The 18362-nt window shown below is 69.4% G+C and carries 19 protein-coding genes; 10 read left to right on the forward strand and 9 right to left on the reverse strand.

Going from position 1 to position 18362, the window contains the following annotated elements; all coding sequences use genetic code 11:
- Positions 1-73 precede the first annotated feature (73 nt).
- Positions 74-439 carry a hypothetical protein gene (locus H0B56_RS02125; RefSeq protein WP_180891210.1) on the reverse strand — a complete coding sequence of 122 codons (366 nt, stop codon included), beginning with the start codon at positions 437-439 and terminating at the stop codon, positions 74-76.
- A 412-nt stretch (positions 440-851) separates the two neighbouring features.
- Complete coding sequence (locus tag H0B56_RS02130) at positions 852-1598, reverse strand: GntR family transcriptional regulator (protein ID WP_180891211.1); 747 nt, start codon at positions 1596-1598, stop codon at positions 852-854.
- Between the two features lie 93 nt (positions 1599-1691).
- Between H0B56_RS02130 and H0B56_RS02135 the strand changes: the two genes are divergently transcribed.
- Positions 1692-2792, forward strand: coding sequence for a DUF1152 domain-containing protein (locus H0B56_RS02135; protein ID WP_180891212.1), 1101 nt, complete (start codon positions 1692-1694; stop codon positions 2790-2792).
- Between the two features lie 467 nt (positions 2793-3259).
- A complete protein-coding gene (locus H0B56_RS02140; RefSeq protein ID WP_180891213.1) occupies positions 3260-4474 on the forward strand; it encodes an HNH endonuclease signature motif containing protein in 1215 nt (404 codons plus the stop codon).
- A 95-nt stretch (positions 4475-4569) separates the two neighbouring features.
- Here H0B56_RS02140 and H0B56_RS02145 read toward each other — a convergent pair whose 3' ends face one another.
- Together H0B56_RS02145 and catC are read right to left on the reverse strand one after the other, a co-directional pair.
- A complete protein-coding gene (locus H0B56_RS02145) occupies positions 4570-5040 on the reverse strand; it encodes a nuclear transport factor 2 family protein (RefSeq protein ID WP_180891214.1) in 471 nt (156 codons plus the stop codon).
- Between the two features lie 134 nt (positions 5041-5174).
- On the reverse strand, positions 5175-5459 hold the full coding sequence (gene catC, locus H0B56_RS02150) for a muconolactone Delta-isomerase (protein ID WP_180891215.1): 285 nt from the start codon (positions 5457-5459) through the stop codon (positions 5175-5177).
- A 147-nt stretch (positions 5460-5606) separates the two neighbouring features.
- Here catC and H0B56_RS02155 point away from each other — a divergent pair, with 147 nt between their 5' ends.
- From H0B56_RS02155 to H0B56_RS02175, 5 genes are all read left to right on the forward strand, one after another.
- On the forward strand, positions 5607-6140 hold the full coding sequence (locus tag H0B56_RS02155; protein WP_180891216.1) for a flavin reductase: 534 nt from the start codon (positions 5607-5609) through the stop codon (positions 6138-6140).
- Positions 6141-6231: 91 nt separating this feature from the next.
- Complete coding sequence (locus H0B56_RS02160) at positions 6232-7728, forward strand: 4-hydroxyphenylacetate 3-hydroxylase family protein (RefSeq protein WP_180891217.1); 1497 nt, start codon at positions 6232-6234, stop codon at positions 7726-7728.
- Positions 7729-7807: 79 nt separating this feature from the next.
- Positions 7808-8590, forward strand: coding sequence for a dioxygenase family protein (locus H0B56_RS02165; protein WP_180891218.1), 783 nt, complete (start codon positions 7808-7810; stop codon positions 8588-8590).
- 59 nt (positions 8591-8649) lie between these two features.
- Positions 8650-9399 carry a dienelactone hydrolase family protein gene (locus H0B56_RS02170; protein WP_180891219.1) on the forward strand — a complete coding sequence of 250 codons (750 nt, stop codon included), beginning with the start codon at positions 8650-8652 and terminating at the stop codon, positions 9397-9399.
- A gap of 62 nt (positions 9400-9461) precedes the next feature.
- Positions 9462-10583: a muconate cycloisomerase family protein gene (locus H0B56_RS02175; RefSeq protein ID WP_180891220.1), complete on the forward strand. Its 1122-nt coding sequence runs from the start codon at positions 9462-9464 to the stop codon at positions 10581-10583.
- A 21-nt stretch (positions 10584-10604) separates the two neighbouring features.
- Here H0B56_RS02175 and H0B56_RS02180 read toward each other — a convergent pair whose 3' ends face one another.
- Complete coding sequence (locus H0B56_RS02180) at positions 10605-11159, reverse strand: CHRD domain-containing protein (RefSeq protein WP_180891221.1); 555 nt, start codon at positions 11157-11159, stop codon at positions 10605-10607.
- 80 nt (positions 11160-11239) lie between these two features.
- On the opposite strand from H0B56_RS02180, the gene crcB (H0B56_RS02185) reads away from it, so the two are divergent.
- Both crcB (H0B56_RS02185) and crcB (H0B56_RS02190) read left to right on the forward strand, forming a co-directional pair.
- Complete coding sequence (gene crcB, locus H0B56_RS02185; RefSeq protein WP_343063716.1) at positions 11240-11767, forward strand: fluoride efflux transporter CrcB; 528 nt, start codon at positions 11240-11242, stop codon at positions 11765-11767.
- 16 nt (positions 11768-11783) lie between these two features.
- Complete coding sequence (gene crcB, locus H0B56_RS02190) at positions 11784-12158, forward strand: fluoride efflux transporter CrcB (protein WP_180891222.1); 375 nt, start codon at positions 11784-11786, stop codon at positions 12156-12158.
- On the opposite strand, the gene H0B56_RS02195 is transcribed toward crcB (H0B56_RS02190), so the two are convergent.
- Positions 12072-13511 (reverse strand): hypothetical protein, encoded by a 1440-nt coding sequence (locus H0B56_RS02195; protein ID WP_180891223.1) that lies wholly within the window; start codon positions 13509-13511, stop codon positions 12072-12074. The two genes, crcB (H0B56_RS02190) and H0B56_RS02195, sit on opposite strands and share 87 nt — an antisense overlap.
- A gap of 2 nt (positions 13512-13513) precedes the next feature.
- Entirely contained in the window at positions 13514-14419 is a 906-nt protein-coding gene (locus H0B56_RS02200) for an NAD-dependent epimerase/dehydratase family protein (protein ID WP_180891224.1), read from the reverse strand.
- Between the two features lie 104 nt (positions 14420-14523).
- Between H0B56_RS02200 and H0B56_RS02205 the strand changes: the two genes are divergently transcribed.
- Positions 14524-16164, forward strand: coding sequence for a lysylphosphatidylglycerol synthase domain-containing protein (locus tag H0B56_RS02205; RefSeq protein WP_180891225.1), 1641 nt, complete (start codon positions 14524-14526; stop codon positions 16162-16164).
- A gap of 51 nt (positions 16165-16215) precedes the next feature.
- On the opposite strand, the gene H0B56_RS02210 is transcribed toward H0B56_RS02205, so the two are convergent.
- Positions 16216-17625 (reverse strand): FAD-dependent oxidoreductase, encoded by a 1410-nt coding sequence (locus H0B56_RS02210; protein WP_180891226.1) that lies wholly within the window; start codon positions 17623-17625, stop codon positions 16216-16218.
- Positions 17626-17636: 11 nt separating this feature from the next.
- Entirely contained in the window at positions 17637-18338 is a 702-nt protein-coding gene (locus tag H0B56_RS02215) for an iron transporter (RefSeq protein ID WP_219632087.1), read from the reverse strand.
- Positions 18339-18362 lie beyond the last annotated feature (24 nt).

Below are 18362 nucleotides of genomic sequence, written 5' to 3' on the forward strand. Positions count from 1 at the left end.
GCAACGGTGTCGGCCAGGACGATCAGCCCGACCAGGGCCGCCGTCGCGGACAGCATCACGACCAGTGCCAGCGTCATAGCCGCACCCCTTGCGGCAGCCACAGCTGGTCGCGCGGGCGCACCGCGCGGCTCGGCGCGGCAGGGGTGCCGTGCGGCGGCAGCTCCAGCAGCCGGTCGATGACGTCGGCGACGCTGCCGGTGGCCTGCCACAGCGGGTGCGCCCCGGCACGGCCGTAGTCCTCCGCGCGGTACCGCGCTGCCAGCGCCTCGCCCGCAGCGCGCACCGTGACCGTGTCCACCGCACCGTCGCGCCAGCGCTCGGCGTGGATAGCGGCCAGCCCGCCGTGGTCGTGCAGGTGCAGGAAGCCGAACCCCGCAGCGACACTGCGCCGCAGGGCGGCAAGATGCTCAGCCTCCGGCTCGCGACCCCGGGCGCTCATCGGCCGCCGCCTGCGAGGGACCCGGCCGGTGCGGGAGTCGGGGTACCCGCACCGGCCGGGAGCTTCATCGGAATCACCGCGCACGCCTCGCACCGCGATGCGGCGCCGGTGACCAGCACACGGGTCGCACGCGTCGCCCGCTCGCAGCACGCGCGCGGGTAATGCCGCGCCACCTCCCCGGCCGGGTAGGCGTGCCACCTGCCGTCATCCATCGAGATCAACCACCGCGTGGGGACTGGGGACGCGACAATCATCGTGTCGCCGACGCACCGAATCGCTGAATGGACACCACGATGGCCATCAAGTCGTGTTCGAACATAGTAAGCGCCCCTTCATCTGGCCTATGCCACTATGCACTATAAGTGGCATAGTCCAGTTACGCAAAACCTCGTTACCGATTCACTGAGCTGGATCACTGGGCGATCGGGTACTCCTGCCGGAACGACCACCGATCTTGGGGGTACACCGCCTCATCGAACTGAATGGGTGAGTCATCTGCGTCGTACACCGACAACCAGTACACGAGCACAGCCGCAGGATCGGGCAGTCGAAGAAGACGGCGTTCCTCCGGAGAGGCCAGCCGCGCACATACTTGATCCCGCGCGTACGCAGGACTCCGTCCGGTAATCGATCCGATGTACGCTCCGGTTCCGCCATGGATCCGGCTCAACTCCAACAACCGGGGAGCCCGCTCAGCCAGGGTGGAAGGAAACCACGAAGTCGATAGTTCAATAGGTCCTGCTGAGTCGTTCTTGATCAACCGCTTCCGTTCGATCACACGGCTACCGGCGGCAATTGCGAGTGCGTCGGTCACGTGTGCCGGACCGTCGACCACCTCGGTTTTGAGGAACTCGACCGACTCGTGGTCTGAGTACATCGTTCCGTGCTGCTTGGCACGCTCCAGGCGCTCGCGCGCACGAGGGGAAGTGCGCAGTTCTCGAACGTAGGTCCCGGATCCGCGTCGTGACTCCACGAAGCCCTGCTGCCGAAGCGCGTCCAAAGCCTTGCTGGCCGTCGGGCGAGCGACGTTCCAGTCAGCTGCGATCTCGCGTTCAGAGGGCACCTCGGAACCGGGAAGGCGATCACCCCGAATGATCTCGTCACGAAGGTAGTTCGCGATCTGCAGGTACTTTGGCAGCACCTCTTGTATCTCCGGCATGACGACCCTTGCTCAACGAAGTGCCATAGTCCACTGGCCAGAGTAGCAACGCACCGAGGTCACGAGCGGTAAGACCATCGGTACGGTAGCGGCATGTCCAGGGTTCTCGTGGTCGCCGCAGGCGGTGGCGGCGACGCCATAACTGCCTCGGCGTTGGTGGCCGCGTCGCCGGAGGACGATGGGGTCGCCGTGATGTCGTACTCGTGGGATCGGCTGATGATCGATCCGACACCGGGGCCACGCACCCGGCACGACTTCACCGGCCTGACGGAGCTCGCCTCAGGTGTGATGCGGGTCCGTCCCGCGAGCCGGCTCACTACTCCCGGTATCTCCACACTCGTACAGCTCGCGGAAGACCTACCGCTCCCACTTCTGCTGCTCGACCCCGTGGACGGTGCTATCGGGATCGGGGAGCAAGTGCACGCCGCCGCCGAATATTTCGACTGCGACAGCCTCATGCTGGTGGACGTCGGGGGCGATGCGCTGGCCCGGGGAGACGAGCCAGGACTGCGTAGTCCGATCGCGGACTTTCTCGCGCTGGCCGCGTGCGCGCGGACCGGACTTCCGCTCCAGTTGTTCGTCACCGGACTCGGTCTGGACGGTGAACTGGCGACGAGCGAGATGAACAACCGTCTCGGGGAACTGTCGGGCACCGAAGTGGCCAAGCTCGACGGTGCGGCTGTAGCGGACGTTCTTCACCTGTTCGAATGGCACCCCAGCGAAGCCAACGGGCTGCTTGCCGCTGCCGCCTCGGGCACGCGTGGAGTGGTGGAAACGCGTGACGGCAGCGGAACCACTATGTTGACGTCCGCGAGTACACGGGTCTACCGCGTCGATGCCGCGAAGGCCATCGCCTCCTCTCCAGCCTCGCGTCTATTCGATACCACGAGCCTCGACGATGTAGAAGACGCGATTCGTGAGCTGCGTGGCACAAGTGAGATCGACTATGAGCGCGACAAGGCCGGTCGCTTGGCCACCGGCAATGCCGAAGCTCCTACGGTCGAATCGTTGCGTGCGATCGATGACTACGTCAGCGAGGCCGCAAACAGAGGCATCGATTACCTGACGATCAGGCGGGCGGCCGAATTGGTCAATGCCATGAATACGAGCGCATTGCAACAGCTACGCCAGCTTCTGCGCGCGGAGCGATCCGGCCAGTATGTACCTCCGCTCTATCGCACCGGCTCAGAATGACAGTACGCCAGTGTCACTGTGCGCACCGTACGGCGTAGAGGTTGGTCGTCGAACGAGGATGGCGGCGCCACAGCCTTCGCTGATTGAGGATTGGACACCCCACCCGTGAATGGCAGCCCCACGCACTCCGTCAGCGTCGCCGGTGTCGATCTCATACAGACAGAATCGGCTGGGGACTGAACCGGGTACCACAACCGGCTCGCCAACGGCCACGTCGGCCAGACGACGCTCAGCCAGTGCCGGTGCGGTGGCCTACTCGGCCTCATATCGGTGTGGCACTCATCCGTCCTTCGCGGCGAGCAAGGCTCGACGTATCGAATCAAGACCAGATCGGCTGTTCAGCAGCCGGTTCCGGTGCTTGCGTTGTTCGAACACGTGTTCTATTATGGGTGGTGATGGTTGTTTCTGGGGATGTCGCTCTTCCTGCGCCTGGCGCCGAGTGGTGGCGGGCGTCTCGGGAGGAGTTGATGGCGTCGCTGCAGTCGTTGGAGGTGCTGCAGCGGCAGGCGGCGGCGATTCAGGGGGAGATTCTGGCTGAGGTGGCCTCGCGGGGGGTGATGGCCGAGTTCGGGCACGGCACGCTGGCGGTGCTGGTGCGCAATACTCTGCGGATCGACAAGGGTGAGGCGACCCGGCGGGTGGCCCGGGCGACGGGGTGCAACCGGGTGCGGTCCGGTACGGGGGAGGTGGCGGCGCTGGCTCCGCAGTCGGGGGTGGCGTTGCGGGAGGGGGCGATCGGGACGGCGCATGCTGATGCGGTGCGGGAGACGTTGGCCGAGATGCCGGGCACGGTGGCCGAGCAGGATCGGCGGGAGAGTGAGGCCACGCTGGTGAATCTGGCGCGGGTGTCGACCCCGGCGAAGGTGCGTAAGGCCGGGCGGCGCATCCTGGCCTATGTGCAACCCGATGGGACCTCGCCCGGTGGGGATGATCCGGCCCGGCCCGCGCGGGAGCTGCGGTTGGGGTGGCGCCGGGACGGGCGGCTGGGCCTGGTCGGGGTGTTGGATGCGGAGGCGGGTCAGGCGTTGGAGGCGGCGTTGAGTCCGCTGGCCAAGCCCCGCCCCTCGAGCGAGCACGGGCTCGATGAGCGTGAGCCCGCGCAGCGCTACGGGGACGCGCTGGCCGAGCTGGCCGACCACTCCCTGCGGGCGGGCACCCTGCCCAGCGAGGGCGGCGAGCGGCCCCGCATCGTGGTCACGATCGGCCTGCGCGAGCTGTCGTCCGACGGGGCGCCGACTGCCACCGGCTTGTTGAACCAGGACGTGCCGACCAGCGCGGAACAGGCGCGTCGCCTGGCCTGTGACGCGGGGGTGATTCCCGCCGTGCTCGGATCCAAGGGCGAGGTGCTGGATCTGGGGCGCGAGCAGCGGCTGGTCTCCACAGCCCAGCGCCGCGCCCTCGCCCTCCGCGACCGCGGATGTGTGTTCCCGGGGTGTGATCGGCCCGAGGGCTGGTGCCACGCGCACCACATCGAGCACTGGGCGCACGGCGGTCCCACCGACCTCGCCAACCTCGCCCTCCTCTGCGGTGAGCACCACCGCATCATTCACCACTCCGAGTGGAACATCCACATGGGAAGCGGCGGCATCCCCGTCTGCATTCCACCACCCTGGATACACATACCCCGACAACGCGAAGGGCCGATGACTCGGGCACCCGCAGCCGCGATACCGGATGGGTGAACAGGTTCGTGTCGATGCCGACCTGTGCATATTCCATTATGGACAACCATATTCACGGGTTCCAGGTTCTCCGCTGCGCGGAGATGCTGGAGCGGCTACGCGCCTGCCTCGTTCAGCCACGGGTAGCGCTGCGTGTCCTTGCCCGCGTAGTCGGGATCGAGGTAGATGAAACAACGCTGGATCTTCCAGTCCCGTATCTCGAAGACGTCGCACCAGCGCCCCGCCGCCCACTCCGGGACGCCGGCCCGCCACGCGCCGTCCTGGTGCTCGCCGTGGCTGGTGCCCTCGGCGACGATCGTGTCACCTCCGGAGAAGATCCAGTTGAACGTCGCGTAGTCGTGTTTGATGCTGTTCAGCGTTCCACCGACGTCGCCGAAGAGCTTCCCGATCTCTTTCCGGCCGTTGGCCAAGCCCCATTTCGGGAAGAACACCTGGGCGTCCTCGGCGAACAAGTCGAGAATGCTTCCACCGGTGCTGGTCACCCCGCCGTTGTCGAACGCTTTGAGGTACTCCAACGCCACGGACTTGCGCTGCTCGTCGGTCATCGTTCCCGTTGTGATCGCCATGCTCACTCCTCCCGCATCGCAGGCTCCCGCGCGCACGGCACCAGCACCGTGCGCGGCACTGGAGCGGTCCTCGCCCCCTCGTTATGTAGCGTCCTCCGGCGAGCGGCGCGGCGCAACAGGCACGTCGCCGGTGCTCATATCTCCGGCAGCGCGGAAGGGTGCTGCGCCAGCGGCGTCACGTCGATATCGAGGTAGGGAAACAGCGGCAGGCCGGACAGGATGTCGTGCAGCTGCTCGTGTGAGTCGACATCGAAGATGCTGATGTTGGCATAGCAACCGGCCACCCGCCAGAGGTGGCGCCACGTTCCCGCCCGCTGCAGCTCCTGAGCGCGCGCCTTCTCGCGGCTCTTCAGCTCCTCCTCGACAGCCGGGTCCAGATCGTGCGGGAGGTGCACTCGCATACGCACGTGAAACAGCATCTTTCCCTCCTTGGCATTCGCGCTGAACAGGTCAGATGGGTGCGGATCGGCCGTTCTTGACACGCAAATGTGCTCTGCACCACACTAGCTGGTGACCGGATAGCGACCAATCCATACGCATTACGTACAGATTGGTGGAGAGGTGCTGTGCGGATCGATCCACGATCCCTTCGAACATGCCTTGGTCATTTCGCCACGGGCATCACGGTCGTGACGTGCGACGCGGAGGGGGCGCCGCACGGTGCCACGGTCAACGCGTTCACTGCGGTATCCCTGGAGCCGCCGCTGGTGCTGGTCTCCGTCGACCGCAACACCAGGATCTGCAAGTACCTCGACGACCGGCCGTTCACGGTCAACGTGCTGCGCGATACGCAGGATGACGCGGCGCTGCACTTCGCGGGCAAACCCATGTCCGAGGAGCCTCGGTGGGAACGACCGGACGAGGAGCTGGCCCCACAGCTCGCCGGTTCGCTCGCCACCATCGCCTGCATGCCGTGGCGAAGCTACGACGGCGGAGATCACGTGCTCTACCTGGGCGAGGTCGCCAACTTCGAGTTCAACGGCGGTGAGCCCCTCGTCTTCTACTGCGGCAAGTTCCGCCGCCTCGGCACGGCATTCAGCGAAGTCCCGTGGCTGGAATCCGGGGACTACCCGGGACTGTCGTGGTTCCCGTCGAGTTGACCACAACCGACACAGCCCAACGAAGGAGCTAGACGTGACCGCTCAGCAAGAAACACCTCCGCCCAGCACCGCGCACCGAGCAGCGCGGCCGATGACAGGCGATGAGTATCTCGAGAGCCTGCGCGACGGCCGCGAGGTATTCATCTACGGCGAGAAGGTCGATGACGTGACGACGCACCCGGCCTTCCGCAACGCCGCGCGGATGACGGCGCGGCTGTACGACTCCCTGCACGACCCGGAGAAGCAGTCGGTGTTGACGGCGCCGACCGACACCGGAAGCGGCGGCGTCACCCACCCGTTCTTCCGCACACCACGGTCCAGCGAGGACCTCTACGCGGACCGCGACGCGATCGCCGAGTGGGCGCGGTTGACCTACGGGTGGATGGGCCGTAGTCCCGACTACAAGGCGTCCTTCCTCGGCACGCTCGGCGCCAATGCCGATTTCTACGAGCCGTACGCGGAGAACGCCCGGCGCTGGTACACCGAGTCGCAGGAGCGCCTGCTGTACTGGAACCACGCCATCATCAACCCGCCGGTGGACCGCAACCGGCAGCCGGACGAGGTCAGGGACGTGTTCGTGCACGTCGAGGAGGAGCGCGACGACGGCCTGATCGTGTCCGGCGCGAAGGTGGTAGCGACCGGATCGGCGATCACGCACTACAACTTCATCGCCCACTATGGACTCCCGATCAAGACACGGGAGTTCGCCCTGGTCTGCACGGTCCCGATGAACTCGCCCGGCATGAAACTCATCTGCCGCGCCTCGTACGCGCAGACTGCCGACGTGATGGGCAGCCCGTTCGACTACCCGCTGTCCTCCCGACTGGACGAGAACGACACGATCTTCGTACTGGACAAGGTCAAGATCCCGTGGGAGAACGTGTTCATCTACGGCGACCCGGAGAAGGCCAGCACGTTCTTCCCGGGCTCCGGGTTCCTGCACCGGTTCACCTTCCACGGTGTGACCCGCCTGGCGGTCAAGCTCGACTTCATCGCGGGCCTGCTGATGAAGGGCGTCGAGGCGACGGGGACGAAGGACTTCCGCGGCATCCAGACCCGCGTCGGCGAGGTCATCGGGTGGCGCAACATGTTCTGGGCCATCTCCGATGCCATGTGCGCGCGGCCGGACGAATGGGTCGGCGGCGCCGTGCTGCCGCATCTGGACTACGGGCTGTCCTACCGGTGGTTCATGACCGTCGGCTACCCACGGATCCGCGAGATCATCCTGCAGGACCTCGGCAGTGGCCTGATCTACCTGCCTTCGCACGCCGACGACCTCAAGTCGCCGGAGATCCGCCCATACCTCGACCGGTACGTGCGCGGTACCGACGATATGGACGCGGTGGAGCGGATCAAGCTGATGAAGCTGATCTGGGACTCGATCGGCAGCGAGTTCGGCGGCAGGCACGAGCTCTACGAGCGCAACTACTCGGGCAACCACGAAGGTGTGCGTGCCGAGCTGCTCTTCGCAGCGCAGGAGTCCGGCATGGCAGACGGCATGAAGGGCTTCGCCGAGCAGTGCATGGCGGAGTACGACCTCGACGGCTGGACCGTGCCCGACCTCATCAACCCCGACGGGTCCCGGTGAGCGGCATCCGCACGCCGGACCGGGACCAGCGGTACGAGCGTCCGGAACTGTCCGGCACTCGGCCGGAAAGGAGCTGAGCATGTCGACTGAGCGCATCGCTACCGTCGTTGGTGACCTCATCAGGCGCATCAACGACGCCATCGACGAGCACGAGGTGACCTACGACGAGTACCACGCGGCGATGAACTACCTCATCCGGCTCGGTGAGGCCGGGGAGTGGCCGCTGTTCCTCGACGTCTTCTTCGAGCACACCGTGGAGCGGCTCAACCAGGGCGAGGGGGGAACGATCCGGGGTCCGTACTACGTGCCGGACGCTCCCTGGCTGGAACACCCGTACGTACTGCCGCAGCGCGACGACGAGAAGGGGGACGTCCTCATCCTGTCCGGCACGGTTCACTCCACCGGCGGCCGCCCCGTACCCGGAGCGGTGCTGGATATGTGGCAGGCGGACGCCGACACGTACTACTCCAATGTCCAGGAAGGACCCCCGCCGTTCAACCTGCGCGGCCGGATGACCGCCGATGACAACGGGGAATTCGAGGTCCGCACCATCGTGCCGCCCTCGTACCACCTCCCGCGCGGCGGGCCGATGGAGGAACTGCTCAACGCGGCAGGCTGGCACGACTTCCGGCCGGGACACCTGCACTTCGTCGTCTCCGCCGACGGGTACGAGCCGCTGATCACGCAGCTGTACTTCGAGGGTGATCGCTACCTCGACTCCGATGTCGCGAGCGCGGTCAAACCGGAGCTGGTGCTCGGGCTGCGTAAGCACGACAGCCCGGAGGAGATGGAGGCGCGGGGGTTGAAGAAGCCGTTCTTCACCACCACGCACGAGTTCCGGCTCAAGCCGCAGGACGGGTAGACGCGCGCAGGGACCGTCCGTACCCGTTCGCTGGAGGACATATGTGTCATCCCGAGGCCGTGAACGAGAGGCTTCCAGGTGTAGAGCGGCACGAGGTGGGGGTACCGCTGCCCTCTGGCGAGCGGTTACCCGGCTTGTGCTGCGTTCCGGAAGGCGGCAGTGGCCCCGGAGTGCTGCTGCTCTCGGACATCTACGGCAGGACCCCGTTCTACGAGCACCTTGCCGAGCGCCTCGCCGCGGAGGGGTATGTGGCACTGCTGCCCGATTGCTTCTTCCGGCTCGGCTCGCTGGAGGAGGTCACCCGGGACGCGGCCTTCGCCCGCTGGGAGCGGCTCGACGAGCACGGTGCGCTGTCCGAGCTGGAGGCCGCTGTGGAGTGGCTGCGGGAGAACTCCCGGCAGGGCATCTCCACGGTCGGGTTGCTGGGTTTCTGCCTCGGCGGCACGTTCGCCCTCGATCTGTGCGCGCGGGTGGAGAATCTGGTGACGGTCTGCTATTACCCCTTCCCGCGCACCCGGGGCGGACCGAACGCCGCGCCCAGACCGATCGATATCGCCGGATCGATCCGCGGCCCCATCCTGTCGTTCTGGGGCGACCAGGACTACATCGACCTGACCGAGGTCCGCGAGTTCTCCGATGCCATGGCTTCGTACAACGTCGACTATATCGGCGAGATCTACCAGGGAGCCGGGCACGGATTCCTGAGTGGACTGGTGGAAGGCGGGTCAGGTAGCGCCGCGGCAACGGACTCCTGGGCACGGACCCTCGAGTTCTATGCCACGCACCTCTCCGGGGCGCGGGACCACTGAGACGTGTGACCGGGCTCGGCCGTGTTCCCGCTCGACGACGCGCGTGAGGAGGACGTGCCGCGATGACACGCTTGACCATCGAGTCGGTGGAGACCACCATCGTCGACCTGCCGCTTCGCAGGCTCCACCGGTTCTCGGCGATCACCATCGACCACCAGAGTTACGTGCTCGTGCGGCTGCGCACGGCCGAAGGCGTCGACGGGCTCGGCGAGGGGGTCGTCCCCGGCGGGCCGTGGTGGGGTGGCGAGTCCGTCGAGGGCATCAAGGTAGTGATCGACACCTACCTCGCGCCGCTCCTCGTGGAGCGCGAGGCGACAAGGGTCGAACACCTCCGCGCCGTGATGGACACCGTGGTGGCGGGCAACCCGTTCGCCAAGGCGGCTGTGGAGATGGCGCTGTTCGACGCCTGGGGCAAGGCGCTCGGCGTGCCGGTCTACGAGCTGCTCGGTGGCCTCTACCGCGAGTCGATCCCGGTGACGTGGGCTCTCGGCGCCGATGAGGCGAAGGCCGCCATCGAGGAGATCGAGGCGAAACTGGAGTCCGGTCTGCACTCCAGTTTCAAGCTCAAGATGGGGGCGCAGGACCCGGCGAGCGACGTGGCGCGTGTGCTCGACATCGCGCGCGGCGTGGCGCCCGGCACCAGCCTGCGGGTCGATCTCAACTGCGCGTGGGACGAGCTGACCGCGACACGCTGGCTGCCGGAGCTGGAGGCGGGCGGCATCGACCTGGTGGAACAGCCCGTGCCCGGCTGGAACACCGACGCCATGGTGCGCCTTGCCGCGCTGCTGCGCATTCCCGTCATGGCGGACGAGAGCCTGTGGAGCCCGCACGATGCCCTGACCCTGGTCCGCGCGGCCGGTGCGGACATCTTCGCGATCAAGATCGCCAAGTCCGGTGGCCTCTCCACGGTCCGCAGGATCGCGAGTATCGCGGGTGCGGCCGGGATCGCGTGCCACGGCGGGACGACGATCGAGAGCACTATCGGCACGGCAGCGAGCGCGCAGCTCTACGGTGCCATCCCGGAGGTGACCGCGGGGTGTGAGCTGTTCGGCCCGCTGCTGCTCGCCGACGACATCGCAGTCGAGGAGGTCGAGTACCTGGACGGTCACCTGCGCGTACCGCAGGCGCCGGGCCTGGGGATCAGTATCGACGAGCGCAAGCTGCGCGCGTTCAGCCGCGCGTAGTGGCGCCGGTTGTCACCTCCTTCAGCGCAGCTGGCCGCGGATCTCTCCCGGCGGGTGCTGCTCGGTGTGCACGTTGACGTAGATGTTGCCGTCCGCCAGCTCCGCGGCGAGGTCGGACATCGACCGGCCCTCCATCGGGCCGACGAGGTCGTCCTCGGTGACCGTGCCGGTGGCGAGCACACCGTCGGTGCGACCCGGGATCGGCTCGGGCGGGGGCGAGTCCGGGTAGAGCCACACCACGACCGGTCCGTTGGCGCCCGCCGGTGCCTGGTGCAGGTGCGCCATCGTGACGTCCTCGATGTTGGCCACGTTCAGTCGGTAGCGCAGCTTCGTGCCGTCCTTGCTGAGCTGGAGTTTGAGCTGGCCCCGCGCGTCGGTGTCCACCGGCGGGACCTCTTCTTCGCCGGTGGCGTGCGCGGCGAAGTTGCGCTGGTCCGGCGGGCCGGCGTGGATCGCGGGCGCGGACGCGACGCTTGCCGCCGTCAGGAGAACGCCGAGCAGCAGAGCGGGAACGCGCAGCGATCTCGCCCGGCGTCGTGGTGCGAGAATGGCGGGGATTTCCGGTAAGTACCTCATATATTGAAGTCGCGTGACTGGCATGCGCCGTTACGCCGGGATGGTGCCGGTGAGGAACGCGAGTGAGGGCGGTGAGGGGAGTGCCCGACGCGGTGTCCGGGGTCGCGGGCGGGAGCGGACCGTCCGCGTGCGAGCCGGGCAGGTCACCGTGGTGGCGGCGGTGGGCTGCCGGGAAGCGCTGGGACGTCCTGGTCGCGGTCGGGCTCGGTGGTGCGGCCGGTACCGGCGCGCGGTACGCGGTCGCTGTGGGGATGCCGCACCCGGCTGGCGGTTTCCCGTTCGCCACGCTGCTGGTCAACGTAGTCGGGTGCTTCCTGATCGGGATGCTCGTTGTGGTCATCGCCGAGACGGTGGCCTCGCACCGGCTGGTACGCCCGTTCCTGGGTGTGGGCGTGCTCGGCGGCTTCACCACGTTCTCCACCTACACGGTCGACACCGCCGAGCTGGTCATGGCCGAGCGCGCCGGTACGGCACTGGTGTACCTGGCGAGCACCGTGCTGGCCGCCCTGGCGGCGGTCGTTGCCGGTGTGCTCGTGACGCGCCGGCTGGTTCGGGTAACGCGACGGTTTGCCCGGCGGGGTAGCGGAACGAAGGGACGGCAGCGATGAGCCGGGCGGGAGCCGTATGACCGTGGTGCTGATGCTGCTCGGCGGTGCGGTGGGGGCGAACCTGCGGTACCTGATCGACCGGCGGGCGCAGCGATGGCGCGACTCGCCGTTCCCGTGGGGCACGCTGACCGTCAACGTGCTTGGCTCGGTGGTCCTTGGCTTCGTCGCGGGTGGCGCGCTGTACGGCGTGGATGCCGAGGCGGTCCGGCTGGGGGTCGGTGTCGGCCTGTGCGGGTCGCTGACCACCTACTCCACGTTCGGCTACGAGACGTTCCGGCTGGCGACCGAGGGTGCTCGCGCGCTGTCACTCGTCAACGTCGCCACCAACGTCCTCGCCGGCCTGGGCGCTGCCGCGGGCGGCATCCTGCTCGCCGCCGCCATCTGGGCGTGACCGGGCGGCGAGGAAGGCTCCCGCGGCGCCCAGCAGGAGGATGGCGCCGACCCAGGCGAGGTGGGCGGTGAGGAAGTCGCCACGGTAGTCCGGCAGGACGGGGCGCAGCAGCCGGTAGACCGGTGCGTCCACCGACGCGAAGCCGCTCACCCAGGTGATCGAGCGGGCATAGCCGTCCATCAGCAGCCCCGCGTAGGTGAACGCACCCGCGGCCCCCAGCGCGATCGCGGCAAGGCGGGTCACCCGTCCCGCGTGGGCGAGCCACACGAGGATGACCAGCAGCGCGAGCGGGAGCACGACGACCACCTGCCTGCCCGGCCACCAGAACCCGTGCATGGTCAGCGCGAGGTAGGTGGCGACCAGCCACCCTGTCGCCAGCGGCAGCACGAGCCGTGCCGTGCCGTGCGGCCGGGCCACGAGGAAGAACCCGAGTGCGGGCACCACCAGCAGCCAGGCGGGCTGCCAGGCCACCAGCCCGAACTCGCGGTCGACGAGCAGGCCGACCAGCCGTAGCGACCGGCCGAGGTAGTCGGGATCGGTGCCCACGACCGTGAGCTCGCCGGACTCCTGGAAGTGGTCCCCGCTGGCATAGACCGTCAGGCCGCCCCACACGCGCAGGTGAACGGCCGCGTAGCAGGCGCCCATCACCGCAAGCACCCCGGCGAGTACCGCGACGTCGCGCCCGCGTCTCGCGCGCCACCAGCGCACCAGTCCCGTGATCGCGAGGACGGCCGCGACCGGTACGTACTTCACGGACAGCCACGGCGCCGCGGTGACGGCTGCGGCGAGCAGCAGCACGTTCGCCCTCGTCGGCGTACCGGTCAGCGCGGTCACCCCGAGCAGCACGACCAGGGCGGCCGGCAGCTCCGGGTAGAGCTGCTGGCCGTAAACCGCAAGGGGGGCCGATGCGGCAGCCAGCCCGGTGCCTGCGGCGGCGAGCGGGAGTGGCACGGCGAACCGGCGTACGGCCAGCCACAGCGTGAGCCCCGCAAGGACACCGGGCAGCAGCGCGAGCGACACCTTCGCGGCGACCCAGCCACCCAGCCCCATGGCGGGGGCGAGCAGCAGCGGCAGCAGCGGGTCGTGCGGGCTGATGCGCCTGCCGTCCGGCATCTCCGCGGATTGCTCGGGCGGCTCGACGTCGGCGAACGGGCGCCACCGCTGCCCGGCGAGCTCATCGGAGATGTCCAGGTCGCCGTCCTCGGCGATGGACAGCGCGGTGAGCAGGTACTGCGTCTCGTCCACAGCGACGTGCGCGCCGAACGTCGCGCGCACACCGATACCGAGCGCCGCGGACAGCACGGCGAGTAGGGCGACCGCACCGATCGCCGCGCGCAGCCTGGACGGCCGCACGGCTACCCGGCCGGGGCGAGAACGGGGTCCGTGGTCGCCGCCGCCTGCCTGGCGATGAGCTCCGCGAGGTCGGTGCGCGGCACCCAGCCGAGTACCTCGCGCAGGCGCCGCGTGTCGGCCAGCGTGTGCGCGACGTCGACCCGGGGCGCGGGCACGACATCGGTGACGACCTCGACGCCGAGCACCCGTCCCACGGCCGCCGCCATCCCGGCCAGCGAGTGCCCGACACCGGTACCCAGGTTCACCGTGCCGGTCGCCTCCGCCTGCGCAAGCTCGGCCAGCGCGCGGACCACCTGCATGACGTCGGTGAGGTCCCTGGTCCGTTCGGGCGAGCCGAGCAACCGCAGCGGCCGCCCGGCGCGTGCCGACTCGATCCACCGTGCCAGGCCCATCCCGGGACGTTGCCCCTCGCCCGCCACGGTGAACGGGCGCACCACAAGGACGTCCCCTCCCGCGGCGTGCCGCCGGGCGCAGCGCCGCTCGACCGCGAGCTTGCTGCTGGCGTAGGTCCCCAGCGGGCGAGGTGTGTCGTTCTCGGTGCTCGGCCGGCCCGGGCGGCTGCCGCCGTAGACCGAGGACGACGAGGTGACCAGCAGCCGGGTGCGCATCGGTACCGCGTCGAGTACGGTCTCCGTCGCGAGCACGTTGTCGCGGTGGCGGCGTTCGGCCGCGTCGGGCCGCTGGTCGCGCACGTCCGTGCTGCCCGCGAGGTGGAACACCGCGTCCGCATCGGCGAGCGCCTCGTGCACGAGGGGGTCGCCGTCCAGCAGGTCGGCCGTGACCGGTACCAGCCCGGGCCGGGGTGTCTGCGCGGCGCGGTCGATCCCGACGACGGTGCCGTGGCAGGCGAGGTGGCGGACCAGTGCCCGCCCGAGGAACCCGGCTGCACCGGTGACGACCACGCGCACGCCTGCTCTCCCCTCGTCGGTAACGGGCTACTAAGGTTAGCCTTACGCTACATTCCGGTCGAGCCGCGGGGAAGTGAGGGCGATCACTCGTGCGATGGGCACGCTTGGCGGTCGGCCTCCTGGTGCTCGTGCTCGCCATCGGCTATCTGGTGCGCGGTCTCGGTGACACCGACCCGGTCGGGCAGGTGGCCGAGCTGGTGCGCGCGATGCTGACCGACCCGGCAGGCCCGGTACTGGCGGTCGGGTGCTACGCGCTCGCCTTCGCCCTGCGTTCGTGGGCGTGGTGTGCGGTCCTGCCGGGCCTGCGGTTCGGGCATTCCTGGGCGGCGCTGCACGTCAGCCTGCTCGGCAACCACGTCCTGCCGCTGCGGCTCGGTGAGGTGCTGCGGGTGACGAGCGTGCTGCGCCGCACCGAGCTGCCCCGCGGGCCCGTGCTGGCCTCGGCCGTGACCCTGCGTTCCGGGGACCTGGCCGCGATCGTCGTCCTGGCGATGCTGGCGGCGCCCGCGCTGGTCCCGCGACTCATCGGCGGCTGGGGGTGGCTGCTCGCCGCCGCCGGGCTGTGCGTCGCCGGTGGTGGCGTGGCGTGGTCGTGGCGGCTCGTCCGGCGCGGGGCCGCGTTGCGGTTGCCCTCGCCGCATGTGATTCTCGCCGTCGTGGCGGCCTGGGGGTTGGAGTCGGTCGTGATCTGGGAGGTCGCCAGGATCGCCGGGTTCCCGCTCTCGGCGTCCGAGGCGCTCGCGGTGACGTCGGTGACGATCGTGGTCCAGACCGTCGCGGTCACGCCGGGAGGGTTCGGTTCCTACGAGGCCGCCGCCACCGCCGTGCTCGGCGCCATCGGTGTACCGGCCGCGGCGGCGTTCGGGACCGCGCTGGTGACCCACGCGGTCAAGACCGTCTACGCGCTGGCCGTGGGGGCTGTGGCGCTGTTCGTCCCCGCGCCGTCGTACTGGGGATGGCTGCGGTTGCCGCGTGGCCTGCCCGACCGGCCGGTCCGCGAACCGGTCGCCGACGACGCGCCCGTGGTGGCGTTCCTCCCGGTGCACGACGAGGCGGCCAGTATCGGTCGTGTGCTGGCCCGGCTGCCGGAGCGGGTCGCGGGCAGGCCCCTGACGGTGGTCGTCGTCGACGACGGCTCGGCGGACGACTCGGCGGAGCGGGCGGCCGGGGCGGGCGCCACCGTCGTCGCGCACCCGGTCAACCGCGGGCTCGGTGCCGCGGTGCGCACCGGGCTGGCCGAGGCGGTGGCGCAGCGGCCTGCGGCCGTGGTCTACCTGGACGCGGACGGGGAGTACTTTCCCGAGGACATCGACAGCGTCGCCGGTCCGGTGCTGGCCGGTGCGGCCGACTACGTCGTGGGCTCGCGGTTCGCCGGGGAGATCCGGCGCATGCTGCCGCACCGCAGGCTGGGCAACCGGGTGCTCACCGTGTGGGTGCGGTGGCTGACCCGCAGGCGGGACCTCACCGACGGGCAGAGCGGCTACCGGGCGTTCTCGCCGGAGGCAGCGGCGGCCGCCGAGGTGGTGCACGACTACAACTACGCGCAGGTCCTCACCCTCGACCTGCTCGCCAAGGGCTTCGCCTACGCCGAGGTGCCGATCCGCTACACGTTCCGGGACACCGGCACGTCGTTCGTCAAGCTCGGTCGCTACCTGCGCCGCGTCATCCCCGCCGTGCACCGGGAGCTCAATGCCGACCGGCCGCGCGGCGGCCTGTTGCGGGATCAGCGCCCGGCAGCGCGCTAGGGCGTGTCTCTTGATCCCGCGCAGCAGGTACGCGGGATTGAGAGACACGCGCTAGTCCTCGACCACGTGGTTCGCGAACCGCCTGCGGGCGGCGTGCCACGAGTCCGCGTCGAACGAGTCGCCGCGCGCGGCGTTCCCGCGTAGTGCCGCCACCGCGTCGTAGGCCATGGTCAGCGCGTGGTGGGTGTTGTCGTGCGCGAACAGCCCGAGCCTGCCGAAGGTCGTCACCCGGGGCAGGGTGTCCGCCCAGGCGTCCACACCTGCCAGGTGGTCCCGGTATCCCGTGCGGTAGATGGGGTAGACATGACGGAGCCGCCGCACGTGCACCCCCGCGGTCCGCAGTGGAGGGAGTCCGCAGCCGGTGACCGCGTCGTCCACCAGCGCGGCGAGCCGCTCGTCGGAGGCGTTCCACAGCGAGTCCCCTGCGTCGCAGGGGATCTCGGCGCACAGCACCGTCCTGTCGTGCGGGTCCTGCGAGCTGTCCCGGTAGTTGGCGGGCTCGGAGATGCGGGTGACCGGGGTCCCCTGCTGCGGCAGGTAGTGCGCGTCGAACTCGGTCCACGGCCGGGCACCGTCGTGGGTGAGGTAGACCAGCACCATGGAGCGGAACTCCAGTCGTGTGGTCGACTCCAGTGCCGTCTCGTCCGGTGCGGGACGGGTGATCCGGCCGAGGACCGGCAGCGGGATGGTGCTGAACAGCTGCCCGGCGCTCACCCGTTCACCGCCGGCCGTGGTCAGCTCGACCCGGTCGTCGCCGGTGTCGATGCCGGTCACCTCCGTTGCGCACCGCAGCGTGACCCCCGCCGCCACGGCCGCGTCGGCGAGCGCCTCGACGATCTGCCCGAAGCCGCGGCGCGGGTAGTAGAATATCCGCCCCTGCCCGGTACCGCGCCGCACGCGCAGCATGCGCTTGGCGATCTTGACGGGGGTGTCGGCCGTCACGCGGCGCCGTGCCTGTTCCGGGTCGATCTCCTCGCCGGGCAGCCCCCACAGCTTGACCGCGTACGGGCTGTACAGGGCCTCGTAGAGTGTCGGGCCGAGGCCCGCCCGCAGCGCGGCGGCATAGTCGCGCGGGTCGCGGTCCCGCCGCAGCGGCGCACCCGCCGCGTCGCGCGCCACCTTCGCGATCATGCCGGGCGGCAGTGACCGCGCCAGCTCGACCGGCCGCAGCGGGAATCCCACCCAGCGGCCGGCGACACGCAACCGGCCGTTGCGCTGCCGTCGCTGCAGGTCGTCACCGAGCAGCTCGTGCAGGTCGCCCAGGATCCGCTTGTCGATGCTCGGGTGGAGCCGGTGGCTGCCGTGGTCGACGCGCACGCCGTCCACGGTGAAGCTGGCGGCCATACCCCCCACGTCGCCCGCCCGTTCCAGGACGGCCACGGAGTGGCCCTGCCTGGCCGCCCGCCACGCGGCGGCCAGCCCGGCAGGGCCCGCCCCGAGGACGGCGAGATCCACGTGCACGGTCGGGCGCCTCAGCCGGACGACTCGAGCTGTACGTCGGTGAACTCGACCTCCGCGCCCTCGGTCAGCGCCGGGTCCTCGTCCTGCTCGCCGTGCCGGAGGAACCGTGGCGGTTCCAGCGTGACGCGCAGCGTGTACTCGCCTTGTTCGGGCACCGCGAAGTTGTTCCCGTAGTGGAAGGCCTCGCCGTAGAAGAAGTCCAGGTCGTTCGCGTCGACCACCTGGCCGTCCCCGTCGAGTATCTCCACCCGGATGGGCACGTCAGGGACCACCCGGCCGGAGTCGGCCTCGAACGGGACGACCTCGATGTGATGGGTCTCGTCGCCTGCGGGTTCGCGGAACCGCGTGTCGTCGCCCTCGGAGGCGTACCATCCCTCGGCGGGCTCGACGATGTAGCCGATCCGCCAGGGGCCGGACTCGGTCTGGCCGCCCTCGTCGGCGATCTCCTCGGCCAGGTGGGCGTACTGCTTGGCGACACCCTTGGGCACGCCTCCCGGCTCGGACCCGCTGGCGGAGGCCGACCCGCTGCCGGACCCGGATCCGCTGCCGGACCCTGAGCCACTGCCGGATCCCGAGTGGCTGCCCGACTCCGAACCGTCACCCCCTTCGAGTTCGCGGACCTCCGCGCCGTCGTCGGCGCACCCGGCAAGGAGGACTCCGAACGCGGCGAGGCACGGTACGAGTCGGCGGTACGAGGCTGTTCCGGTGTTCATCGGCTTCCTTCTCTGTGTGCACAA

The organism is Haloechinothrix aidingensis, from assembly GCF_013450155.1.
Lineage (GTDB): Bacteria > Actinomycetota > Actinomycetes > Mycobacteriales > Pseudonocardiaceae > Haloechinothrix > Haloechinothrix aidingensis.

What these genes read in the sequence shown, in the direction of transcription:
- H0B56_RS02145 (WP_180891214.1), bottom strand. Translation starts at nt 5,040, where the DNA reads ATGGCGATCACAACGGGAACGATGACCGACGAGCAGCGCAAGTCCGTG.
- H0B56_RS02140 (WP_180891213.1), top strand. Translation starts at nt 3,260, where the DNA reads ATGGCGTCGCTGCAGTCGTTGGAGGTGCTGCAGCGGCAGGCGGCGGCG.
- H0B56_RS02180 (WP_180891221.1), bottom strand. Translation starts at nt 11,159, where the DNA reads ATGAGGTACTTACCGGAAATCCCCGCCATTCTCGCACCACGACGCCGG.
- H0B56_RS02215 (WP_219632087.1), bottom strand. Translation starts at nt 18,338, where the DNA reads ATGAACACCGGAACAGCCTCGTACCGCCGACTCGTACCGTGCCTCGCC.
- H0B56_RS02125 (WP_180891210.1), bottom strand. Translation starts at nt 439, where the DNA reads ATGAGCGCCCGGGGTCGCGAGCCGGAGGCTGAGCATCTTGCCGCCCTG.
- crcB (WP_180891222.1), top strand. Translation starts at nt 11,784, where the DNA reads ATGACCGTGGTGCTGATGCTGCTCGGCGGTGCGGTGGGGGCGAACCTG.
- H0B56_RS02160 (WP_180891217.1), top strand. Translation starts at nt 6,232, where the DNA reads ATGACAGGCGATGAGTATCTCGAGAGCCTGCGCGACGGCCGCGAGGTA.
- H0B56_RS02130 (WP_180891211.1), bottom strand. Translation starts at nt 1,598, where the DNA reads ATGCCGGAGATACAAGAGGTGCTGCCAAAGTACCTGCAGATCGCGAAC.
- H0B56_RS02135 (WP_180891212.1), top strand. Translation starts at nt 1,692, where the DNA reads ATGTCCAGGGTTCTCGTGGTCGCCGCAGGCGGTGGCGGCGACGCCATA.
- catC (WP_180891215.1), bottom strand. Translation starts at nt 5,459, where the DNA reads ATGCTGTTTCACGTGCGTATGCGAGTGCACCTCCCGCACGATCTGGAC.
- H0B56_RS02175 (WP_180891220.1), top strand. Translation starts at nt 9,462, where the DNA reads ATGACACGCTTGACCATCGAGTCGGTGGAGACCACCATCGTCGACCTG.
- H0B56_RS02165 (WP_180891218.1), top strand. Translation starts at nt 7,808, where the DNA reads ATGTCGACTGAGCGCATCGCTACCGTCGTTGGTGACCTCATCAGGCGC.